The organism is Pseudomonas sp. Marseille-Q5299, assembly GCF_943737035.1.
Taxonomy (GTDB): Bacteria; Pseudomonadota; Gammaproteobacteria; order Pseudomonadales; family Pseudomonadaceae; genus Aquipseudomonas; species Aquipseudomonas putida_E.
Genome location: NZ_CALSFR010000008.1, coordinates 294,042 through 309,645 on the forward strand (window position 1 = coordinate 294,042; position 15,604 = coordinate 309,645).

The 15,604-nt window shown below is 62.8% G+C and carries 14 protein-coding genes; 3 read left to right on the forward strand and 11 right to left on the reverse strand.

Annotation, left to right across the window (positions count from 1 at the left end):
- Positions 1 to 40 precede the first annotated feature (40 nt).
- Positions 41 to 1,819, forward strand: coding sequence for an acyl-CoA dehydrogenase C-terminal domain-containing protein (locus tag NGJ21_RS22165; RefSeq protein ID WP_251962677.1), 1,779 nt, complete (start codon positions 41 to 43; stop codon positions 1,817 to 1,819).
- 259 nt (positions 1,820 to 2,078) lie between these two features.
- On the opposite strand, the gene NGJ21_RS22170 is transcribed toward NGJ21_RS22165, so the two are convergent.
- Positions 2,079 to 3,002, reverse strand: a complete 924-nt coding sequence (locus NGJ21_RS22170; protein WP_251962678.1) for a LysR family transcriptional regulator — start codon at positions 3,000 to 3,002, stop codon at positions 2,079 to 2,081.
- A gap of 208 nt (positions 3,003 to 3,210) precedes the next feature.
- Between NGJ21_RS22170 and NGJ21_RS22175 the strand changes: the two genes are divergently transcribed.
- Both NGJ21_RS22175 and NGJ21_RS22180 read left to right on the forward strand, forming a co-directional pair.
- Positions 3,211 to 4,491, forward strand: coding sequence for an aspartate aminotransferase family protein (locus NGJ21_RS22175; RefSeq protein WP_115273048.1), 1,281 nt, complete (start codon positions 3,211 to 3,213; stop codon positions 4,489 to 4,491).
- A 194-nt stretch (positions 4,492 to 4,685) separates the two neighbouring features.
- Positions 4,686 to 4,844 (forward strand): YqaE/Pmp3 family membrane protein, encoded by a 159-nt coding sequence (locus NGJ21_RS22180; RefSeq protein WP_012316587.1) that lies wholly within the window; start codon positions 4,686 to 4,688, stop codon positions 4,842 to 4,844.
- Positions 4,845 to 4,875: 31 nt separating this feature from the next.
- Here NGJ21_RS22180 and NGJ21_RS22185 read toward each other — a convergent pair whose 3' ends face one another.
- The 10 genes from NGJ21_RS22185 to NGJ21_RS22230 all read right to left on the reverse strand — a co-directional run bounded on the left by NGJ21_RS22185 (position 4,876) and on the right by NGJ21_RS22230 (position 15,555).
- Positions 4,876 to 6,699 carry a S9 family peptidase gene (locus NGJ21_RS22185; RefSeq protein ID WP_251962679.1) on the reverse strand — a complete coding sequence of 608 codons (1,824 nt, stop codon included), beginning with the start codon at positions 6,697 to 6,699 and terminating at the stop codon, positions 4,876 to 4,878.
- Positions 6,665 to 7,813, reverse strand: coding sequence for a pyrroloquinoline quinone biosynthesis protein PqqE (gene pqqE / locus NGJ21_RS22190; protein WP_119687876.1), 1,149 nt, complete (start codon positions 7,811 to 7,813; stop codon positions 6,665 to 6,667). Before pqqE ends, NGJ21_RS22185 begins: the two co-directional genes overlap by 35 nt.
- Positions 7,785 to 8,060, reverse strand: a complete 276-nt coding sequence (gene pqqD / locus NGJ21_RS22195) for a pyrroloquinoline quinone biosynthesis peptide chaperone PqqD (RefSeq protein ID WP_012316584.1) — start codon at positions 8,058 to 8,060, stop codon at positions 7,785 to 7,787. The genes pqqE and pqqD overlap by 29 nt, the downstream gene beginning before the upstream one ends.
- On the reverse strand, positions 8,057 to 8,812 hold the full coding sequence (pqqC, locus tag NGJ21_RS22200; RefSeq protein ID WP_046787558.1) for a pyrroloquinoline-quinone synthase PqqC: 756 nt from the start codon (positions 8,810 to 8,812) through the stop codon (positions 8,057 to 8,059). Before pqqC ends, pqqD begins: the two co-directional genes overlap by 4 nt.
- Positions 8,813 to 8,821: 9 nt before the next feature.
- Positions 8,822 to 9,733: a pyrroloquinoline quinone biosynthesis protein PqqB gene (pqqB, locus tag NGJ21_RS22205; RefSeq protein WP_046787559.1), complete on the reverse strand. Its 912-nt coding sequence runs from the start codon at positions 9,731 to 9,733 to the stop codon at positions 8,822 to 8,824.
- A gap of 89 nt (positions 9,734 to 9,822) precedes the next feature.
- A complete protein-coding gene (pqqA, locus tag NGJ21_RS22210; RefSeq protein WP_008365141.1) occupies positions 9,823 to 9,894 on the reverse strand; it encodes a pyrroloquinoline quinone precursor peptide PqqA in 72 nt (23 codons plus the stop codon).
- A gap of 169 nt (positions 9,895 to 10,063) precedes the next feature.
- Positions 10,064 to 12,346 carry a pyrroloquinoline quinone biosynthesis protein PqqF gene (gene pqqF / locus NGJ21_RS22215; RefSeq protein ID WP_174141940.1) on the reverse strand — a complete coding sequence of 761 codons (2,283 nt, stop codon included), beginning with the start codon at positions 12,344 to 12,346 and terminating at the stop codon, positions 10,064 to 10,066.
- 65 nt (positions 12,347 to 12,411) lie between these two features.
- The gene (locus tag NGJ21_RS22220; protein ID WP_251962680.1) at positions 12,412 to 13,206 is read right to left on the reverse strand and encodes a carbon-nitrogen hydrolase family protein; all 795 of its coding nucleotides are present in this window, start codon (positions 13,204 to 13,206) and stop codon (positions 12,412 to 12,414) included.
- 14 nt (positions 13,207 to 13,220) lie between these two features.
- On the reverse strand, positions 13,221 to 14,903 hold the full coding sequence (locus NGJ21_RS22225; RefSeq protein WP_125924622.1) for a flavin monoamine oxidase family protein: 1,683 nt from the start codon (positions 14,901 to 14,903) through the stop codon (positions 13,221 to 13,223).
- Between the two features lie 190 nt (positions 14,904 to 15,093).
- Positions 15,094 to 15,555 carry an Lrp/AsnC family transcriptional regulator gene (locus NGJ21_RS22230; protein ID WP_115273044.1) on the reverse strand — a complete coding sequence of 154 codons (462 nt, stop codon included), beginning with the start codon at positions 15,553 to 15,555 and terminating at the stop codon, positions 15,094 to 15,096.
- Positions 15,556 to 15,604 lie beyond the last annotated feature (49 nt).

Below are 15,604 nucleotides of genomic sequence, written 5' to 3' on the forward strand. Positions count from 1 at the left end.
TCCTTCGAGACCGCCCCGACCCCACCAGCGAGAGGTTGTCATGGCTGAATATAAAGCGCCGCTGCGCGACATGCGCTTCGTTCTGAATGAAGTCTTCAACGTGGCAGAGCTGTGGGCGCAATTGCCTGAGCTGGCCGAAACGGTCGATGCGCAAACCGCACTTGCCGTGCTGGAAGAAGCAGGCAAGGTCACAAGCAAGTCCATCGCCCCGCTCAGCCGAGCGGCTGACGAAGAGGGCTGTCACTGGGAAGACGGTGCGGTAAGCACCCCGGCTGGCTTCATCGAGGCCTACAACACTTACGCCGAGGGCGGCTGGGTGGGTGTGGGCGGCGATCCCCAGTACGGTGGCATGGGCATGCCCAAGGCGATTTCGGCCCAGGTTGAAGAAATGGTCAACGCGTCGAGCCTGGCGTTCGGCCTGTACCCGATGCTGACTGCGGGTGCCTGCCTGTCGATCAACGCCCACGCCAGCGAAGCGCTCAGGGAAAAGTACCTGCCGAACATGTATTCCGGCGTGTGGGCAGGTTCCATGTGCCTGACCGAGCCGCATGCCGGTACCGACCTTGGCATCATCCGGACCAAGGCCGAGCCCCAGGCCGATGGCAGCTACAAGGTCAGCGGCACCAAGATTTTCATCACTGGCGGCGAACACGACCTGACCGAAAACATCATCCACCTGGTGCTGGCCAAGCTGCCTGACGCACCGGCCGGGCCAAAGGGCATCTCGCTGTTCCTGGTGCCCAAGTTCCTGGTCAACGATGACGGCAGCCTTGGGGCACGTAACCCGGCTACCTGTGGCTCGATCGAGCACAAAATGGGTATCCAGGCTTCGGCAACGTGTGTGATGAACTTCGATGAAGCTGTAGGTTACATCGTCGGCGAGCCGAACAAGGGCCTGGCGGCGATGTTCACCATGATGAACTACGAGCGCCTGGGCGTGGGCATTCAGGGGTTGGCCACGGCCGAACGCTCCTACCAGAATGCCGTCGAGTATGCCCGCGACCGTTTGCAGAGCCGTGCGCCCACCGGCCCGCAGGCCAAGGAAAAGGCGGCCGACCCGATCATCGTCCACCCGGATGTGCGCCGCATGCTGCTGACCATGAAAGCGCTGATCGAAGGTGGCCGCGCCTTCTCCACGTACGTGGCAATGCAGCTGGACAGCGCCAAGTACAGCGAAGAGCCGGGTACGCGCAAACGCAGTGAAGAGCTGGTGGCGCTGTTGACGCCAGTAGCCAAGGCGTTCCTCACCGACCTGGGCCTTGAGTGTGCGGTGCATGGCCAGCAGGTGTTCGGTGGCCATGGCTACATTCGCGAGTGGGGCCAGGAGCAACTGGTACGCGATGTGCGCATTACCCAGATCTATGAAGGCACCAACGGTATTCAGGCCCTGGACCTGATGGGCCGCAAGGTGGTGGCCAGTGGTGGTGCCTACTACAAGCTGTTCTCTGAGGAGATTCGCCAGTTCATTGCCAGCGCGGGTGGCGACCTGGATGAGTTCGCCAAACCGCTGGGTGCCTACCTCGATCAACTCGACGGCCTTACCGAGTGGGTACTGGAGCAGGCCAAGGGCAACCCGAATGAGATTGGTGCTGCGTCGGTCGAGTACCTGCATGCCTTTGGCTATGTCGCCTATGCCTACATGTGGGCGTTGATGGCGCGGGCGGCCAAGGCGCGCGAGGGCGATGAGGCGTTCTACTCGGCCAAGCTGGGGACGGCGCGGTTCTACTTCGCCAGGCTGCTGCCGCGGGTGGATTCGCTGGTGGCTTCGGTCAAGGCGGGGAGCGAGTCGTTGTACTTGCTGGATGCCGAGCAGTTCTGACGACTGGGATATACGCCCGACGTTTATTGATGAACGTTGTTTGTAAGCATTTTCCTACATCACGCGGTGACTTTTCGCCACTGGTGTCAGATTGGATCCACGGCTAATCTTGCTACATGGACGTTGCGCAGGAAGCGCAAAGGACAGAACAGGGACAAACGAAGGATTTCCTGCCAGGACGGTGGGGCGATAGGGATGTCACAGGGAAAAAGTCTGGGAAAACCCCGCTTCGGCGGGGTTTTCTTTGCGCGCGTGTATTTCAGCCAAGCACATCCAGGGGTGAAGCCCCCAGTTGCCGTGCGTCGGCTTCTTCCTCGAGCAGCGTGCGCAGCAACTCGACCGATGCCTGCTGGCGCTGGGCATCGCGAAATACCAGGCCAACCTTCAACGGCACCCGCGGCTCGCTCAATGGTTTCCACAGCAACCCTTGGTCATCGTCGGCAGCCTCCTTGGCGCGGCCAGGCAGGATAGTGGCCAGTGCGGTGTGGGCCAGGCTGTCGAGAATGCCGCCCATGTTGTTCATCTCCGCCTGAACCTGCGGCCTGCGCCCCAGGCTGGCCAACTGTTGCTTCCAGATCTGGCGGATCTGGAACTCCTCGCCAAGCATCAGCATCGGCAGTTCTGCAGCTTGTCTGATAGAGACTTTCTTGAAGTCCTTCAACGGATGGGTATCAGGGATCACCAGCTGCAGTTCATCTTCGTACAGTAGCAAGCCGTGTAGCCCAGGTTGGCGTGGCGGCAGGTAGCTGATACCGATATCCAGGTTGCCGTTGAGCAGGCGTCGTTCGATTTCCAGCCCCGACAGCTCATAGATCTGTACCACAAAATGCGGTTGGGCCTTGCGCAACCGCTCAAGCAACTGCGGCACCAGGCTCGGCCGAACCGTCTGTAGTACGCCGATGGCCAGCGTGCGCAAGGACTGGCCCTTGAAGTTGCGCATCGCTTCGTGGGCGCGCTGCAGCCCATCGAGCAGGGGCAGGGCGTGGTTGTACAGGGTGTGGGCCGCCAAGGTCGGCAGCAGGCGCTTGTTGCTGCGCTCGAACAGGCTCAGGTCAAGGCTGTGCTCAAGCTGGCGGATCTGCTGCGAGAGGGCCGGCTGAGACAGTGACAGGCGTTCAGCAGCGCGGCCGACATGGCCTTCTTCATACACCGCGACGAAATAACGCAGTTGGCGAAAATCCATAAGTATTACTTATCGAAAAAGCTGAAAAAACGGAATGGCCGCAAGCGCCGCCGAGGCCTAGTCTATCGCCGTATTCCAGCGGGTTACAGCGATCAATTCGCGCATTGTTACCCCGTTTGAGAAACACTTTTGATAGGAAAGGCAAAATTATCAAGCGCCGGCGCCAAGACCGGACGTTGCCCTTTGCCGTGACTGGCCGGAGCCCCCGATGAACCTGTTCAACCTGCGCCGATCGGCCCCCGCCGCGGCTGTCGTGCCCAAGCGTGCGCCGGTAAGCGTGCCAGACGCATCGGCGTTGTCCCGCGAGCGCCTGATGCCCGGCGCCGAACGTGCGCCACAAGTGTTCGTGCGTGGCCAAGGCTCCTGGTTGTGGGACAACCAAGGGCATGCTTACCTGGATTTTACCCAGGGCGGCGCGGTAAACAGCCTGGGCCACAGCCCCAGCGTGTTGGTCAAGGCGCTGGGCAATCAGGCCCAGGCGTTGATCAACCCAGGGGCCGGTTTCCATAGCCGTGGTTTGCTGACGCTGGCCAACCGCTTGTGCCAGAGCACCGGTAGCGATCAGGCGTACCTGCTCAACAGTGGCGCCGAGGCCTGCGAGGGGGCGATCAAGCTGGCGCGCAAATGGGGCCAGCTGCACCGCAACGGCGCTTATCACATCATCACTGCCAGCCAGGGCTGCCATGGCCGCAGCCTGGGGGCCCTGTCGGCATCCGATCCGCTGCCGTGCAACCGCTGTGAACCCGGCCTGCCGGGTTTCAGCAAAGTGCCATTCAATGACTTGGCGGCGCTGCATGCAGAAGTCGACTCGCGAACTGTGGCAATCATGCTCGAGCCGGTCCAGGGCGAGGCAGGCGTGATTCCCGCGACAAGGGAATACCTCAAAGGCGTCGAGCGGTTGTGCCGTGAGCTGGGCATCCTGCTGATCCTTGACGAGGTGCAGACCGGCATTGGCCGCTGCGGAGCATTGCTGGCCGAGGAAACCTACGGGGTGCGCGCTGACATCATTACCTTGGGCAAAGGCCTGGGAGCCGGCGTGCCGCTGGCGGCCTTGCTTGCTCGTGGTACCGCTTGCTGCGCGGCCCCCGGCGAGCTGGAGGGCAGCCACCATGGTAATGCGCTGATGTGCGCTGCAGGCCTTGCGGTACTGGATACCGTACTGGAGCCGGGCTTTTTCGAGCATGTCCAGGACAGTGGCCGCCATCTGCGCGATGGCCTGAGCCGCCTGGCCGGCCGCTATGGCCAAGGCGAAGTACGCGGCCAAGGGCTTCTCTGGGCGCTTCAGCTACAGGAACACCTGGCCAAGGACCTGGTGCAGGCGGCCTTGCACGAGGGCCTGCTTTTGAATGCCCCGCAGGCCGATGTGGTGCGTTTTACACCGGCGTTGACGGTGAGCAAAGGCAACATCGATGAAATGCTCCTGCGCCTGGCCCGGGCCTTCGCCCGCCTGCACGCGCAGCAGCATGCCCGCCGTGAAGTTTCGGCCTGATACGAATTCTACGAACCGTCTGGCGTTTCTGCGCATCGCCCCTGGCCTGATTCATTTGGCCCGGGGCGTTTTTTTTGTGGGGGGCAGGCCCTTGGCAAGGTGCCTGAGCGCTGCAAAAAAACCACGGCATGCACCGGTGGAACCTCTGCGATGCCCAGCTAGTCTCTGTTTAGACCCATTGAGGAGAAACTTGCATGGACATCATTCGCATCATCATCGCCATCATCCTGCCGCCGCTGGGTGTGTTTCTGCAGGTCGGGTTCGGCGGGGCGTTCTGGCTGAATATCCTGCTGACCTTGCTGGGGTACATTCCGGGTATCGTGCATGCGGTGTACATCATCGCCAAGCGCTGAATCTGCCGGGGCCGCAGGGCGGCCCCAGGTTTCACTGGGCCAGCACCCGACAATAGAACTTCCATTCCTCCTCGAGGGCATGTGCAAGGTTTTCGGCCTTTCGAAAGCCATGCCGTTCGCCCGCGTAGAAGTGCCCCTCGGCCTCGATGCCATTGGCCTTCAACGCCTCAAGCATCGAGCGCGTCTGCTCCGGCACCACCACAGCATCCAGTTCACCCTGAAAGAAAATCACCGGTACATTGATCTGCTCGGCATGCAACAGTGGGGTGCGTTGGCGATAGCGCTCGGCATCCTGTTGCGGGTCACCGATCAGCCAGTCGAGGTAATCGCCTTCGAACTTGTGCGTGGCGCGGCCCAGCGCAACCGGGTCACTTACCCCGTAGAGGCTGGCACCGGCACGGAATACGTCATGGAACGCCAGGGCGCACAGGGTGGTATAACCGCCGGCACTGCCACCACGTATGAAGGCTTTGCGGTGGTCGATCAAACCGCGTTCGGCCAGGTGTTCGACCGCCGCGCAGGCATCCTGTACATCGCTCTGGCCCCAGCGCAGGTGCAGGGCCTGGCGATATTCGCGACCATAACCAGTACTGCCCCGATAGTTCAGGTCGGCAACGGCGAAGCCACGCTGGGTCCAGTACTGAACCCGTGGGTCCAGCACCGGATAGCAGGCTGAGGTTGGCCCACCATGGATGAACACCACCAGCGGGGAAGGCCCTTTGGCGCCGGCTGCGGGGTAAAAGAAACCATGGGAAACCTCGCCGCCACTGTCGTAGAGGATGGATTGCGGCTGGCTGATGCAATCGGCTGGCAGTAACTCGGCGCCGCCTGCCAGAACCCGTACTTCGTGGCTTGCCCGGTCAATGGCAATGACGGCTGGCGGGCTGATCGGCGAGGCAGCGATTGCGTAGAGATGCCCGGCGTCGATGGCCAGGCTACGAAAACGGCTATAGGCACTGGCGAAACGCTCCATCTGGCCGTCGACGGTGCGTAGCCCGAGTTGCCCAACGCCACCTTCGAACCAGCTGGCCAGGTAGCTTTGTGGTCCGATTGCCAGCCAGGTGCTGTTGCCCAGTTGCCAGGGTGCGGCAGCGTGGTCTGCAGGCTCGGCGGGCAAGGCTTGCCATAGCCCGCCCAACTCGCCCCAGGGCTGCCAGAAACCATTACGGTCGGACAGGCAGTACAAGCGCCCTTGCGCGTCGAAGCGAGGTTGCTGGAGGGACTCGTCATTCGCCGCGATGCAGCGCGGCGCGCCCCAGCTACCGTCACTTTGCCGTTCGCGACACATCAGCCGTGTGACTGTCCATGGCTGCGCCGGCCGGTCCCATTCGATCCAGGCCAGGCGTGTGCCATCGGCGCTGATCGTGGGGGATGCATAGAAATCAGCGCCTGCGCCGAGCTCTTCAACGGCGGTCTCACCCAATGCCACCAGGCGATGTTCCACACTCTCGCCATGGCACTCCTCGACCGCCAGCACTTGGCCGTCGTGCCATTGCAGGTCGCCGTAACGGCATTGGGCATTCTGGGTCAACGCATGCGGTGGCGCGCCATCAAGTCCCTGGTGATAGATCTGCTGGTCCTTCTCGTTGACGAACACCACTGCGTCATCGCTCAGGCAGAAACTGCCTCCACCGTATTCATAGACCCGGCTGCGCACGCTGAAGCCGTCAGGCGTGAGGCAGCGTGCCTGCTGGTCACGCCAGCACCAGATGCGGCAAGCACCGTCGGCCGGGCGAAATTCATTCCAGAACAGGCCTTGGGGGCTGGCTTTGAGTTCGGCGAAATCGGTGCCGGCGGCGACAGCCTGCGCGGCACTGAATTCACCCGCGGGCAATGACACGTGAGTTGCGCTCATTACGGAAGGTCATCTGTTCAATGGCGAGGTCGGCTGTTTCTGCCTCCTCGCGGGCCTTGAGGATGATGCCGTGGTCGCTCGACTTGGCGCACACCGGGTCGGCGTTGCTGGCATCGCCGGTGAGCATGAAGGCCTGGCAGCGGCAGCCGCCGAAGTCCTTTTCTTTCTCGTCGCACGAGCGGCAGGGCTCGGGCATCCAGTCATAACCACGGAAACGGTTGAAGCCGAACGAGTCGTACCAGATGTGCTTGAGGTCGTGATCGCGGACATTCGGGAACTGCACCGGCAGCTGACGTGCGCCATGACAGGGCAGGGCAGTGCCGTCCGGCGTGATGGTCAAAAACAGGCTGCCCCAGCCATTCATGCAGGCCTTGGGGCGCTCCTCGTAGTAGTCCGGCGTGACGAAGATCAGCTTGCACGGGTTGCCTTCGGCCTTGAGCTTTGCACGGTACTCGTTGGTGATGCGTTCAGCGCGTTCAAGCTGCTCACGGGTCGGCAGCAGGCCCAGGCGGTTGAGGTGCGCCCAGCCATAGAACTGGCAGGTTGCAAGTTCGACGAAGTCGGCTTCAAGCGCCACGCACAGCTCGATGATGCGGTCGATCTTGTCGATGTTGTGCCGGTGGGTGACGAAGTTGAGCACCATCGGATAGCCATGGGCTTTCACTGCCCGGGCCATCTCCAGCTTCTGTGCGAAGGCCTTTTTCGACCCCGCCAGCAGGTTGTTCACCTGCTCGTCGCTGGCCTGGAAACTGATTTGGATGTGGTCCAGGCCGGCGTCCTTGAAGTTGGCGATACGTGCCTCGGTCAGGCCGATGCCGGAGGTGATCAGGTTGGTGTAGTAACCCAACCGGCGCGCTTCGCCGATCAGCTCGGCGAGGTCCTGGCGCACCAGCGGCTCACCGCCGGAAAAGCCGATCTGCGCGGCACCCATTTCACGGGCCTCGGCCATCACCTTGAACCACTGCGCGGTCGACAGCTCCTTGCCCTGTTCGGCGAAGTCGAGGGGGTTGGAGCAGTACGGGCACTGCAGCGGGCAGCGATAGGTCAGTTCGGCCAGCAGCCACAGCGGCAGGCCGACCGGTACCTCAGGCGAGTGTGATCCAGTGTTCGCCACGGGCCACCTCCATGAATTGCTCGATGTCATCAGCGACTTCGGGCACACCAGGGAATTGCTGCTCGAGCTCGGTGATGATCGCGTTCACATCACGTTTGCCGTCGATCAGGCCGCCTATGAGGGAGGCGCTGTCGTTGAGCTTGATCATGCCCTCAGGGTAGAGCAGCACGTGGCCTTTCTGCGCCGGTTCGTACTGGAACCGGTAACCGGGGCGCCAGTTCGGCACTTGCTTGCGGTCGAAACTCATAGGGCAATCCCCTTGTGCCATACCCGTTGCTGGGTGACGGTGTGATACGGCGGGCGGTGCAGCTCGTAGGCCATGCTCATGGCGTCGAGCATGCTCCAGAGGATATCCAGCTTGAACTGCAGGATTTCCAGCATACGCTCCTGGCCCGCCCGGGTGGTGTAGTGCTGCAAGGTGATCGTCAGGCCGTGCTCGACATCGCGCCGGGCCTGGCCCAGGCGGGTGCGGAAGTACTCGTAGCCGGCAGGATCGATCCACGGGTAGTGTTGCGGCCAGCTGTCCAGCCGCGACTGGTGGATCTGTGGGGCGAACAGTTCGGTCAGCGAGCTGCTGGCCGCTTCCTGCCAGCTGGCACGGCGGGCGAAGTTCACGTAGGCATCGACGGCGAAGCGCACACCTGGCAGCACCAGCTCCTGGGAACGCAGCTGGTCCGGGTCGAGCCCCACGGCCTGGCCCAGGCGCAGCCAGGCTTCGATACCACCGTCTTCGCCCGGGGCTCCGTCGTGGTCGAGCAGGCGCTGGATCCACTCGCGGCGCACTTCGCGGTCCGGGCAGTTGGCGAGGATCGCGGCATCCTTCATCGGGATGTTCACCTGGTAGTAGAAGCGGTTGGCTACCCAGCCCTGGATCTGTTCGCGGGTAGCGCGCCCTTCGTACATCGCCACGTGATAGGGGTGATGAATGTGGTAGTAGGCGCCCTTGGCGCGCAGGGCCTGCTCGAATTCGGCAGGCGACAGTGGCAGTGCCTCGCTCATCGGGCCTCCTTACAACTCGATGCTCATGCCGTCGAAGGCGACTTCCACACCGCGGCGCTGGACCTCGGCGCGTTCGGGGGAGTCTTCGTCCAGAATCGGGTTGGTGTTGTTGATGTGGATAAGTACCTTGCGCTGGCGTGGGAAACCGTCCAGCACCTCGAGCATGCCGCCGGGGCCGTTCTGCGCCAGGTGACCCATTTCGCGGCCAGTGCGGGTGCCGACGCCGCGGCGCTGCATTTCATCATCCTCCCACAGCGTGCCGTCGACCAGCAGGCAGTCAGCGCCGTGCATCATTGCCAGCAGCTTGTCGTCGACCTGGCCCAGGCCGGGCGCGTAGAACAGCTTGCCGCCGGTGCGGGTGTCTTCCACCAGCAGCCCCAGGTTGTCGCCCGGATGTGGGTCGAAGCGGTGCGGGGAGTAAGGCGGTGCGGCGCTGCGCAGCGGGAACGGAGTGAACCTGAGGTTGGGGCAGGCCGGGATGACAAAGCTGCCCTCGAGCTCGATGCGGTTCCACTGCAGGCCACCGTTCCAGTGGCTGAGCATGTTGAACAGCGGGAAGCCGGTGGTGAGATCCTGATGGACCATGTCGGTGCACCAGACCTGATGCGGGCAGCCTTCGCGCAGGCTGAGCAGGCCGGTGGTGTGGTCGATCTGGCTGTCGAGCAGGACGATGGCATTGATGCCGGTGTCGCGCAGGGCACGGGCCGGCTGCATTGGCGCGAAGGCCTGCAGTTGGGCACGGATGTCGGGTGAGGCGTTGCACAGGATCCAGTGCACACCGTCGTCGGACAGGGCAATCGACGACTGGGTGCGTGCCGTGGCGCGCAGGCTGCCATCGCGATAGCCCTTGCAGTTGGCGCAGTTGCAGTTCCACTGCGGGAAGCCACCGCCGGCGGCGGAACCGAGAATCTGGATGTACATGGTTGCTCTCTATCCGAACTGTCCGAAGAACCGTAGCCGAAAAAACGACAACGCCCCGGCTGGCCGAGGCGTTGAAACGCAGGCAGTGCTTAGCGGCTTGCGAAGTACATGGTCACTTCGAAGCCGATACGTAGGTCAGTGTATGCAGGTTTGGTCCACATGGTTTTTGCTCCTTCCGGGTTAGGGTAGAGGGTTCAGCTATTTGTTTGGCGTCGCCTCGCGCCGAAGGTTCCGGCGGCTGAGATAGCGTTATCTTACAAGAAAATCTTGTACCGAAAGGTTAATTCTTCGAAAAGCGCCCTTGCGGTATACGTAACAATTGACCCCGGATCAGTGCCAGGCCCCCGCTGGCGCAGGCCCATTGGCCAGGCAGAGCAAGGGTGAATCGGCTGCGAGCAAGCGGCCCAGCAAATCGTCCAGATGCGCCTGTTGCGTCTTCAGGATAGCCACGCGTAACGCGGGCAGATCGTCGGGTAGTGTAGCCAAGTGTGTCTGCCATGCCCAATCGGCAAGCTCCGCGTTGGCCATGGCTGGCTCGTCGAACTGCGCCGCCAACCTTTGCCGTGCAGCAGCGTCGAGACATACACCTTGGCGCAGGAGGGTGAGCAGGTGACCGAGGATCTCGGCGTGGGTGGCACGGGGCGATTGCACGCCGAACAGCAGCCCGCCGATGCCCTCGACCTGACGAAAGGTACTGAATACGGCGTAACCCAGCTGCAATTCCACCCGTAGCCTTTGGTACACGGGCCCTTGCAGCAACTGGGCGAGAAGCCGGCCGCAGGCTTGCTGATGGTCAGGCACGGGGCAAAAAAGCAACAGTGCGGGTTCGCTGCCCGGCACCTTGGCGTGATGCCAGCGGCGGCCGTGCCAGTCGGGCGGAGGTACCGGCATGCCAAACTGCCCGGGGCAGCCTTGCAATGCTGCGCTCAGGGCCTGCAGGGCGGTTGCGTCGAACCCCACAGCCAGGCCATGCCATCGGCTGTGCTGCCATGCATCGTCGAGTGCCTGTTGATTGAGCGCGCGGGTTGGTTCGGGCTTTGGCACTGCGCCGGTGAGTGCATCTGGCAGTTGGTTGAGCAGGGCCCTGATCGGGATCAGCAAGGGGGGCTGTTGTGTCGCAGGCTCCCAGTCAGCGGGCGAACGCAAGCACGCCATCGCGAGTTCGACGGCCCTCGTGACCGCTGCGGGCAGGCCAGTGCAACGCAGCTGCCAATTTTCGCCTGCGGCACTGAACTGCAGTTGCAACGCGGCACGCTCGCATCGCGCCTGTAGCGGCTGCAGGGCGCGTTCGAGCACGGCGTGCAAGCCCTGGCGCAGGGCCGAAGGCACTTGCCAGCGCAGGTGAACTGCCCCGTATTGGCGTGCCGCCGGCAGTTGTTCACTGACCGTCAGCGCTGCAGGCAATTGAGGCGTCTGCGTGGGGGGCAAGCCGGTAAACAGCAAAGGCTCGGGTGCTGGCAGCTGCCATTGCCCATGCTTGCGCGATGGCAGGCCTTCGAGCAGTGCCTGAAGTGCGCAGAGTGCTTGTGCATCAAGTGCCGCCAATGGCTGGCCTGCGCTGTCACGGCGGGCCAACTCGAGGGGGCTGGCGTTGCGTTCGCGGCTCTGTTGCAGAAGGCCGAACTCGGCGTTCAGGTCCGCCGGGCCGGATTGCCGGATAAAGCCGAACCATCCGTGCAGCAGGGCGTGTACTTCCTCTGCGCAGGCGTCTGCGCTGAGTTCGAGCTCGATGTGCCAGAGCATCTGCCCGGCGAAGGCGTACAGCATTTCTGCCTTGAAAGTTTGCAGCCAGCTGCGCTGGCGCAGTGCATCCAGCCAGGTGCCCGGCCTGCTGTCGCTCAAACCGGCAATCAGCAACTCCAATGCTCGTTCGCCACCAAGGGGCAGGTTTTCATGGGTGAATACCAGGGCTGTGTTCGTGTTCGACAGGGCAGGTGGCGGTGTTTGTGGCGTGCGTTCGCCGAAGGCAAACAAACCAGCGTAGTGCCTGCCAAGCTGTTCGAGCTCATCCAGCGGTTGCGGCCCACACAGGCTCAAGGTGATCTGGCCACCGTGGTAGTAGCGTTGATGGAAATCTGTGAGGGCCCGCTGAAAGGCAGGATCCTGCAACGCCAGGGTATACCGGTTGCCAGCATGAAAACCGCCTAGCGGATGGCCAGCCGACACTGATTGCAGCAGGGCAAAATCCTTCTGGGCCTTAGGGTTGCGCGACCAGGCGATGAATTCGGCATGGATCACTTCACGCTCGCGGCGCTGGCGTTCGCTACCCAGGTCGGGTTCGGCGAGCATCTGGCAAAGGCGCTCCAGCCCGCCGGCCAAGGCTGCGGGCGGGACTTCAAAGAAGAAATCTGTGGTGCGTTCGCGGGTGCTGGCGTTGACCTGCCCGCCGAGGGTCTGGACGTAGCGCATCAGGCCGTCATCCAAGGCGAATCGAGGAGTGCCGAGGAAGAACAGATGCTCGAGAAAGTGCGCGAGCCCAGGCCATTTTGCCGGAGCATCGTGGCTGCCCGCGTGGACCCTCAGCGCAGCAGCCGAGCGCTTGAGCCGCGGGGCATGGCGCAGGGTGAGCTGCAGGCCGTTGGCTAATACGAGGTGGCGAGTGGCATCAGGCATGGGGGCTCCGGGGTAAGCACTCATGCTAACAAATTAGTTGGCCTGACCGCCGGCAAAGGCTGTTCTCAGCCCCGCCGCAGGTGCAATTCCTGGCGCAGATCTGCGAGGTAAGGAAACGCTTTGCGCCCCTGCACCACCTGTTCATGTTCCAGTTGTGCCAGCAACTGGCACTCATCCCGACCGGCCATGGCCAGCAGGCTGCCATCCGGCCCGATGATGCTGCTCTGGCCGCAGTACTGGATCTCGCCCTCGGCCCCGCAATAGTTGGCATACACCAGGTAGCACTGGTTTTCCTGGGCCCGGGAGCGCACGGTCACCTGACAGACAAAATCATACGGGGTCATGTTTGCGGTCGGCACCAGGATCAGCTCAGCGCCATCCAGCGCCAGGCGCCGGGCATTCTCCGGAAACTCGATGTCGTAGCAGATCAGCAGCCCCACCTTCCAGCCCTCCAGCTCGACCACCGGAAAGTGGTCGGCACCGGGGCTGAACAGGGCGCGGTCCAGCTCACCGAACAGGTGCGTCTTGCGGTAATTGCACAGGCTGCGGCCATGGGCGTCGATCAGTTGCACGCTGTTGTAGATCGCGCCATCGTCAGTGCGCTCGGGGTAGCCGTAGACGATGGCGATGCGATGCGCCTGGGCGATCTCCACCACCTCCATGGCCGACGGGCCATCATCGGCCTCTGCCAGGCGTTCTACCTGTGCCAACCCGATGTTGTAGCCGCTCAGGAACATCTCCGGACACACCAGCAACTGCGCGCCGCGCTCGGCCGCCAACTGCGCCTGGTGGCGCAGCCGTTGCAGGTTGCCGGGCACGTCCAGCGGGTTGGGCGTGCCCTGGAACAGAGCGATGCGCATGCTGCCTCCTTGTCTCAGTCTGCCAGGGCGATCGGCCCGATCTCGTCGAACACGTCGCCTGGGCCTGGATTGTCCGGATGGGTCTGGCCACCGAAGTGGTTCATGATACCCCACACCGCATTCAGCGAAGTCTGCACTGCCCCCTCGACCCAGGCCGGGGTCCACGACACGTCATCGCCGGCAATGAACATCCCGCGCTGCTCCATTGGCATGTCCTGCTGCATGAAGTGCGCGTACATCCGTTGGTTGTAGCGATAGTGGCCAGGCAGTGCGCCCTTGAAGGCACCGAGGAAGTGCGGGTCGGCCTCCCAGGAAATGGTGATCGGGTCGCCGATGATATGCCCGGCGATATCGGTCTTGGGGTAGATCTTCTTCAGTGCATCCAGGGCCAGTTGCACGCGTTTTTCCACGGGGTGCGGGAGCATCTTCAGGGCGTCGCTCATCCAGGCGTAGGACAGGCAGATCACGCCGGGCTTGTCGTCGCCGTTATCGAACAGGTAGGTGCCGCGGGTCAGCCGATCAGTGAGGGTCATGCTCATCAGGTCGCGGCCGGTTTGCGGGTCTTTGTCCTTCCAGAACGGCCGGTCGACCATGACGAAAGTCTTCGACGACTGCATGTAGCGGGTACGGTCCAGGGCCATCCACATCTTTTGCGAGAACAGTGATTCTTCACAATCGATCTGGGTGGTCAGCAGCCAGCTCTGGCAGGTGGCGAGCACGGCGCCGTAGTGGCGGGTGTCGCCCCAGTTGTCGGTGACGGCCAGGCGCCCGTCGGCTGCGCGGGCGATGCGCTTTACCCCGGTGCGTGGTGCGCCGCCATGCAGCGCGCTCAGGCTGGTGCCCTCGGGCCAGTGGGCGCAGCGCTCAGGTACATGGCGCCAGATGCCCTGCGGTACCTGCTCCACACCGCCGACGATCAGGTGCTGGTGGTCGTCGCAGTTGGTCATCACCACACGGAAGATTTCCAGCATCGAGTTGGGGAAGTCCGAGTCCCAGCCGCCTGTGCCGAAGCCGACCTGGCCGAACACCTCACGGTGCTGGAAGCTCAGTTGGGCGAACGAGCGCGAGGTGGCGACGAAGTCGTAGAAGGTGCGGTCGTCCCACAGCGGTACCAGCTTGTTCCACAGCGCTTTGAGGCGCGGAACATCACGATCGCGGATCGCCTGCTGGATATCGGCGAACTGCGCGCCGCTTTCCAGCGCGTCGGCCCAGGCATCGGCCACCTCATGGAACAGTTTGGGCAAATCGCTGACTTTTTCGGCGTAGTAGGTCTGGCCTTCCAGGTCGATCACCGTGCTGCCGGATGCCGGTGTCAGCGGGTTGGGGAAGGGCTTGGTTTCCAGGCCCAGCTTGTCCACATAGTGGTAGAAGGCGGTGGAGGACACCGGAAAGCGCATGCCGCCGAGCTCGGCGATGACCCCGTCGGTGCCGTTGAAGGCCTGCGAGCGCAGTCGGCCACCCATTTTCGAGGCCTCATACACCACAGGCTTGAGCCCCAGCTTCATCAGCTCGTAGGCCGCCACCAGGCCTGCGATGCCGGCACCGACGATAGCGACTTCCGCACCGTGGCGATCAGCCGGAATACTGCCCAGCCCAGCCGGGTGCTCCAGCCAGTCGTCGAAGCCGAACGGGAAGTCCGGGCCGAAGATGGTGATGGGTTTCTTGCCGTCGGCCGGGTGGCGGTTTTTCTTGTTCATTGCTGTGACCTTGCCAGAGCGGCTGCGCAGGGGCGGAGCCTGAGTATAGGAGATGCCTGGTGGTCATTTTAGGGAGCGGGGTGTTCGTAATTAAGATGCAAAACGCCGTCGTATTGGCTTTTTTTTCGTCATAACGACATGACTATAAATACTTGTGACGTTTTTTGCTCGGCAACTGTACCGCTGTCATCTAGAAGGGCTGGCCGCGGTCCACTTTGCTGCTGAGGATGATCGAGGTGGTGGTCTTCTCCACGCCCTCGACGCTGCCGATCTGGTCCAGCAGCTGGTCCAGTTGTTCTGGCGAATCGCTGCGCAGCCACGCTACGTAATCGAACTCACCGCTGACCGCGCACAATTGCTGCACTTGCCCCATGGCAGCCAGGCGCCGCACCACGTCCTTGCCGGAGCGCGGTTGCACCTTTATCCCGACATAGGCTTGCAGGCCGCCATCGACCAGGCGCTGGCCCAGTCGCACGCCGTACCCGGTGATGACTTTTCCCTTCTCCAGCCGCGCCAGGCGCGAGTTGACGGTGGTGCGAGCGATACCCAGATGGCGGGCAAGGGTGGCGACGCTTTCGCGGGCATTGATCTGCAGCAGGGCGATCAGTTGGTGATCGATTTCATCGAGGGCGATTGGGCGGGGATTCGACATGGCGAGTCTCTACAGTGGGCTTGCTAGCCTAGCCACGCAGCGCCAATCA

Coding starts and splice junctions, on each gene's coding strand:
- NGJ21_RS22165 (WP_251962677.1), top strand. CDS start 41: ATGGCTGAATATAAAGCGCCGCTGCGCGACATGCGCTTCGTTCTGAAT.
- NGJ21_RS22170 (WP_251962678.1), bottom strand. CDS start 3,002: ATGGATTTTCGCCAACTGCGTTATTTCGTCGCGGTGTATGAAGAAGGC.
- NGJ21_RS22175 (WP_115273048.1), top strand. CDS start 3,211: ATGAACCTGTTCAACCTGCGCCGATCGGCCCCCGCCGCGGCTGTCGTG.
- NGJ21_RS22180 (WP_012316587.1), top strand. CDS start 4,686: ATGGACATCATTCGCATCATCATCGCCATCATCCTGCCGCCGCTGGGT.
- NGJ21_RS22185 (WP_251962679.1), bottom strand. CDS start 6,699: ATGAGCGCAACTCACGTGTCATTGCCCGCGGGTGAATTCAGTGCCGCG.
- pqqD (WP_012316584.1), bottom strand. CDS start 8,060: ATGAGTTTCGACCGCAAGCAAGTGCCGAACTGGCGCCCCGGTTACCGG.
- pqqC (WP_046787558.1), bottom strand. CDS start 8,812: ATGAGCGAGGCACTGCCACTGTCGCCTGCCGAATTCGAGCAGGCCCTG.
- pqqB (WP_046787559.1), bottom strand. CDS start 9,733: ATGTACATCCAGATTCTCGGTTCCGCCGCCGGCGGTGGCTTCCCGCAG.
- pqqF (WP_174141940.1), bottom strand. CDS start 12,346: ATGCCTGATGCCACTCGCCACCTCGTATTAGCCAACGGCCTGCAGCTC.
- NGJ21_RS22220 (WP_251962680.1), bottom strand. CDS start 13,206: ATGCGCATCGCTCTGTTCCAGGGCACGCCCAACCCGCTGGACGTGCCC.
- NGJ21_RS22225 (WP_125924622.1), bottom strand. CDS start 14,903: ATGAACAAGAAAAACCGCCACCCGGCCGACGGCAAGAAACCCATCACC.
- NGJ21_RS22230 (WP_115273044.1), bottom strand. CDS start 15,555: ATGTCGAATCCCCGCCCAATCGCCCTCGATGAAATCGATCACCAACTG.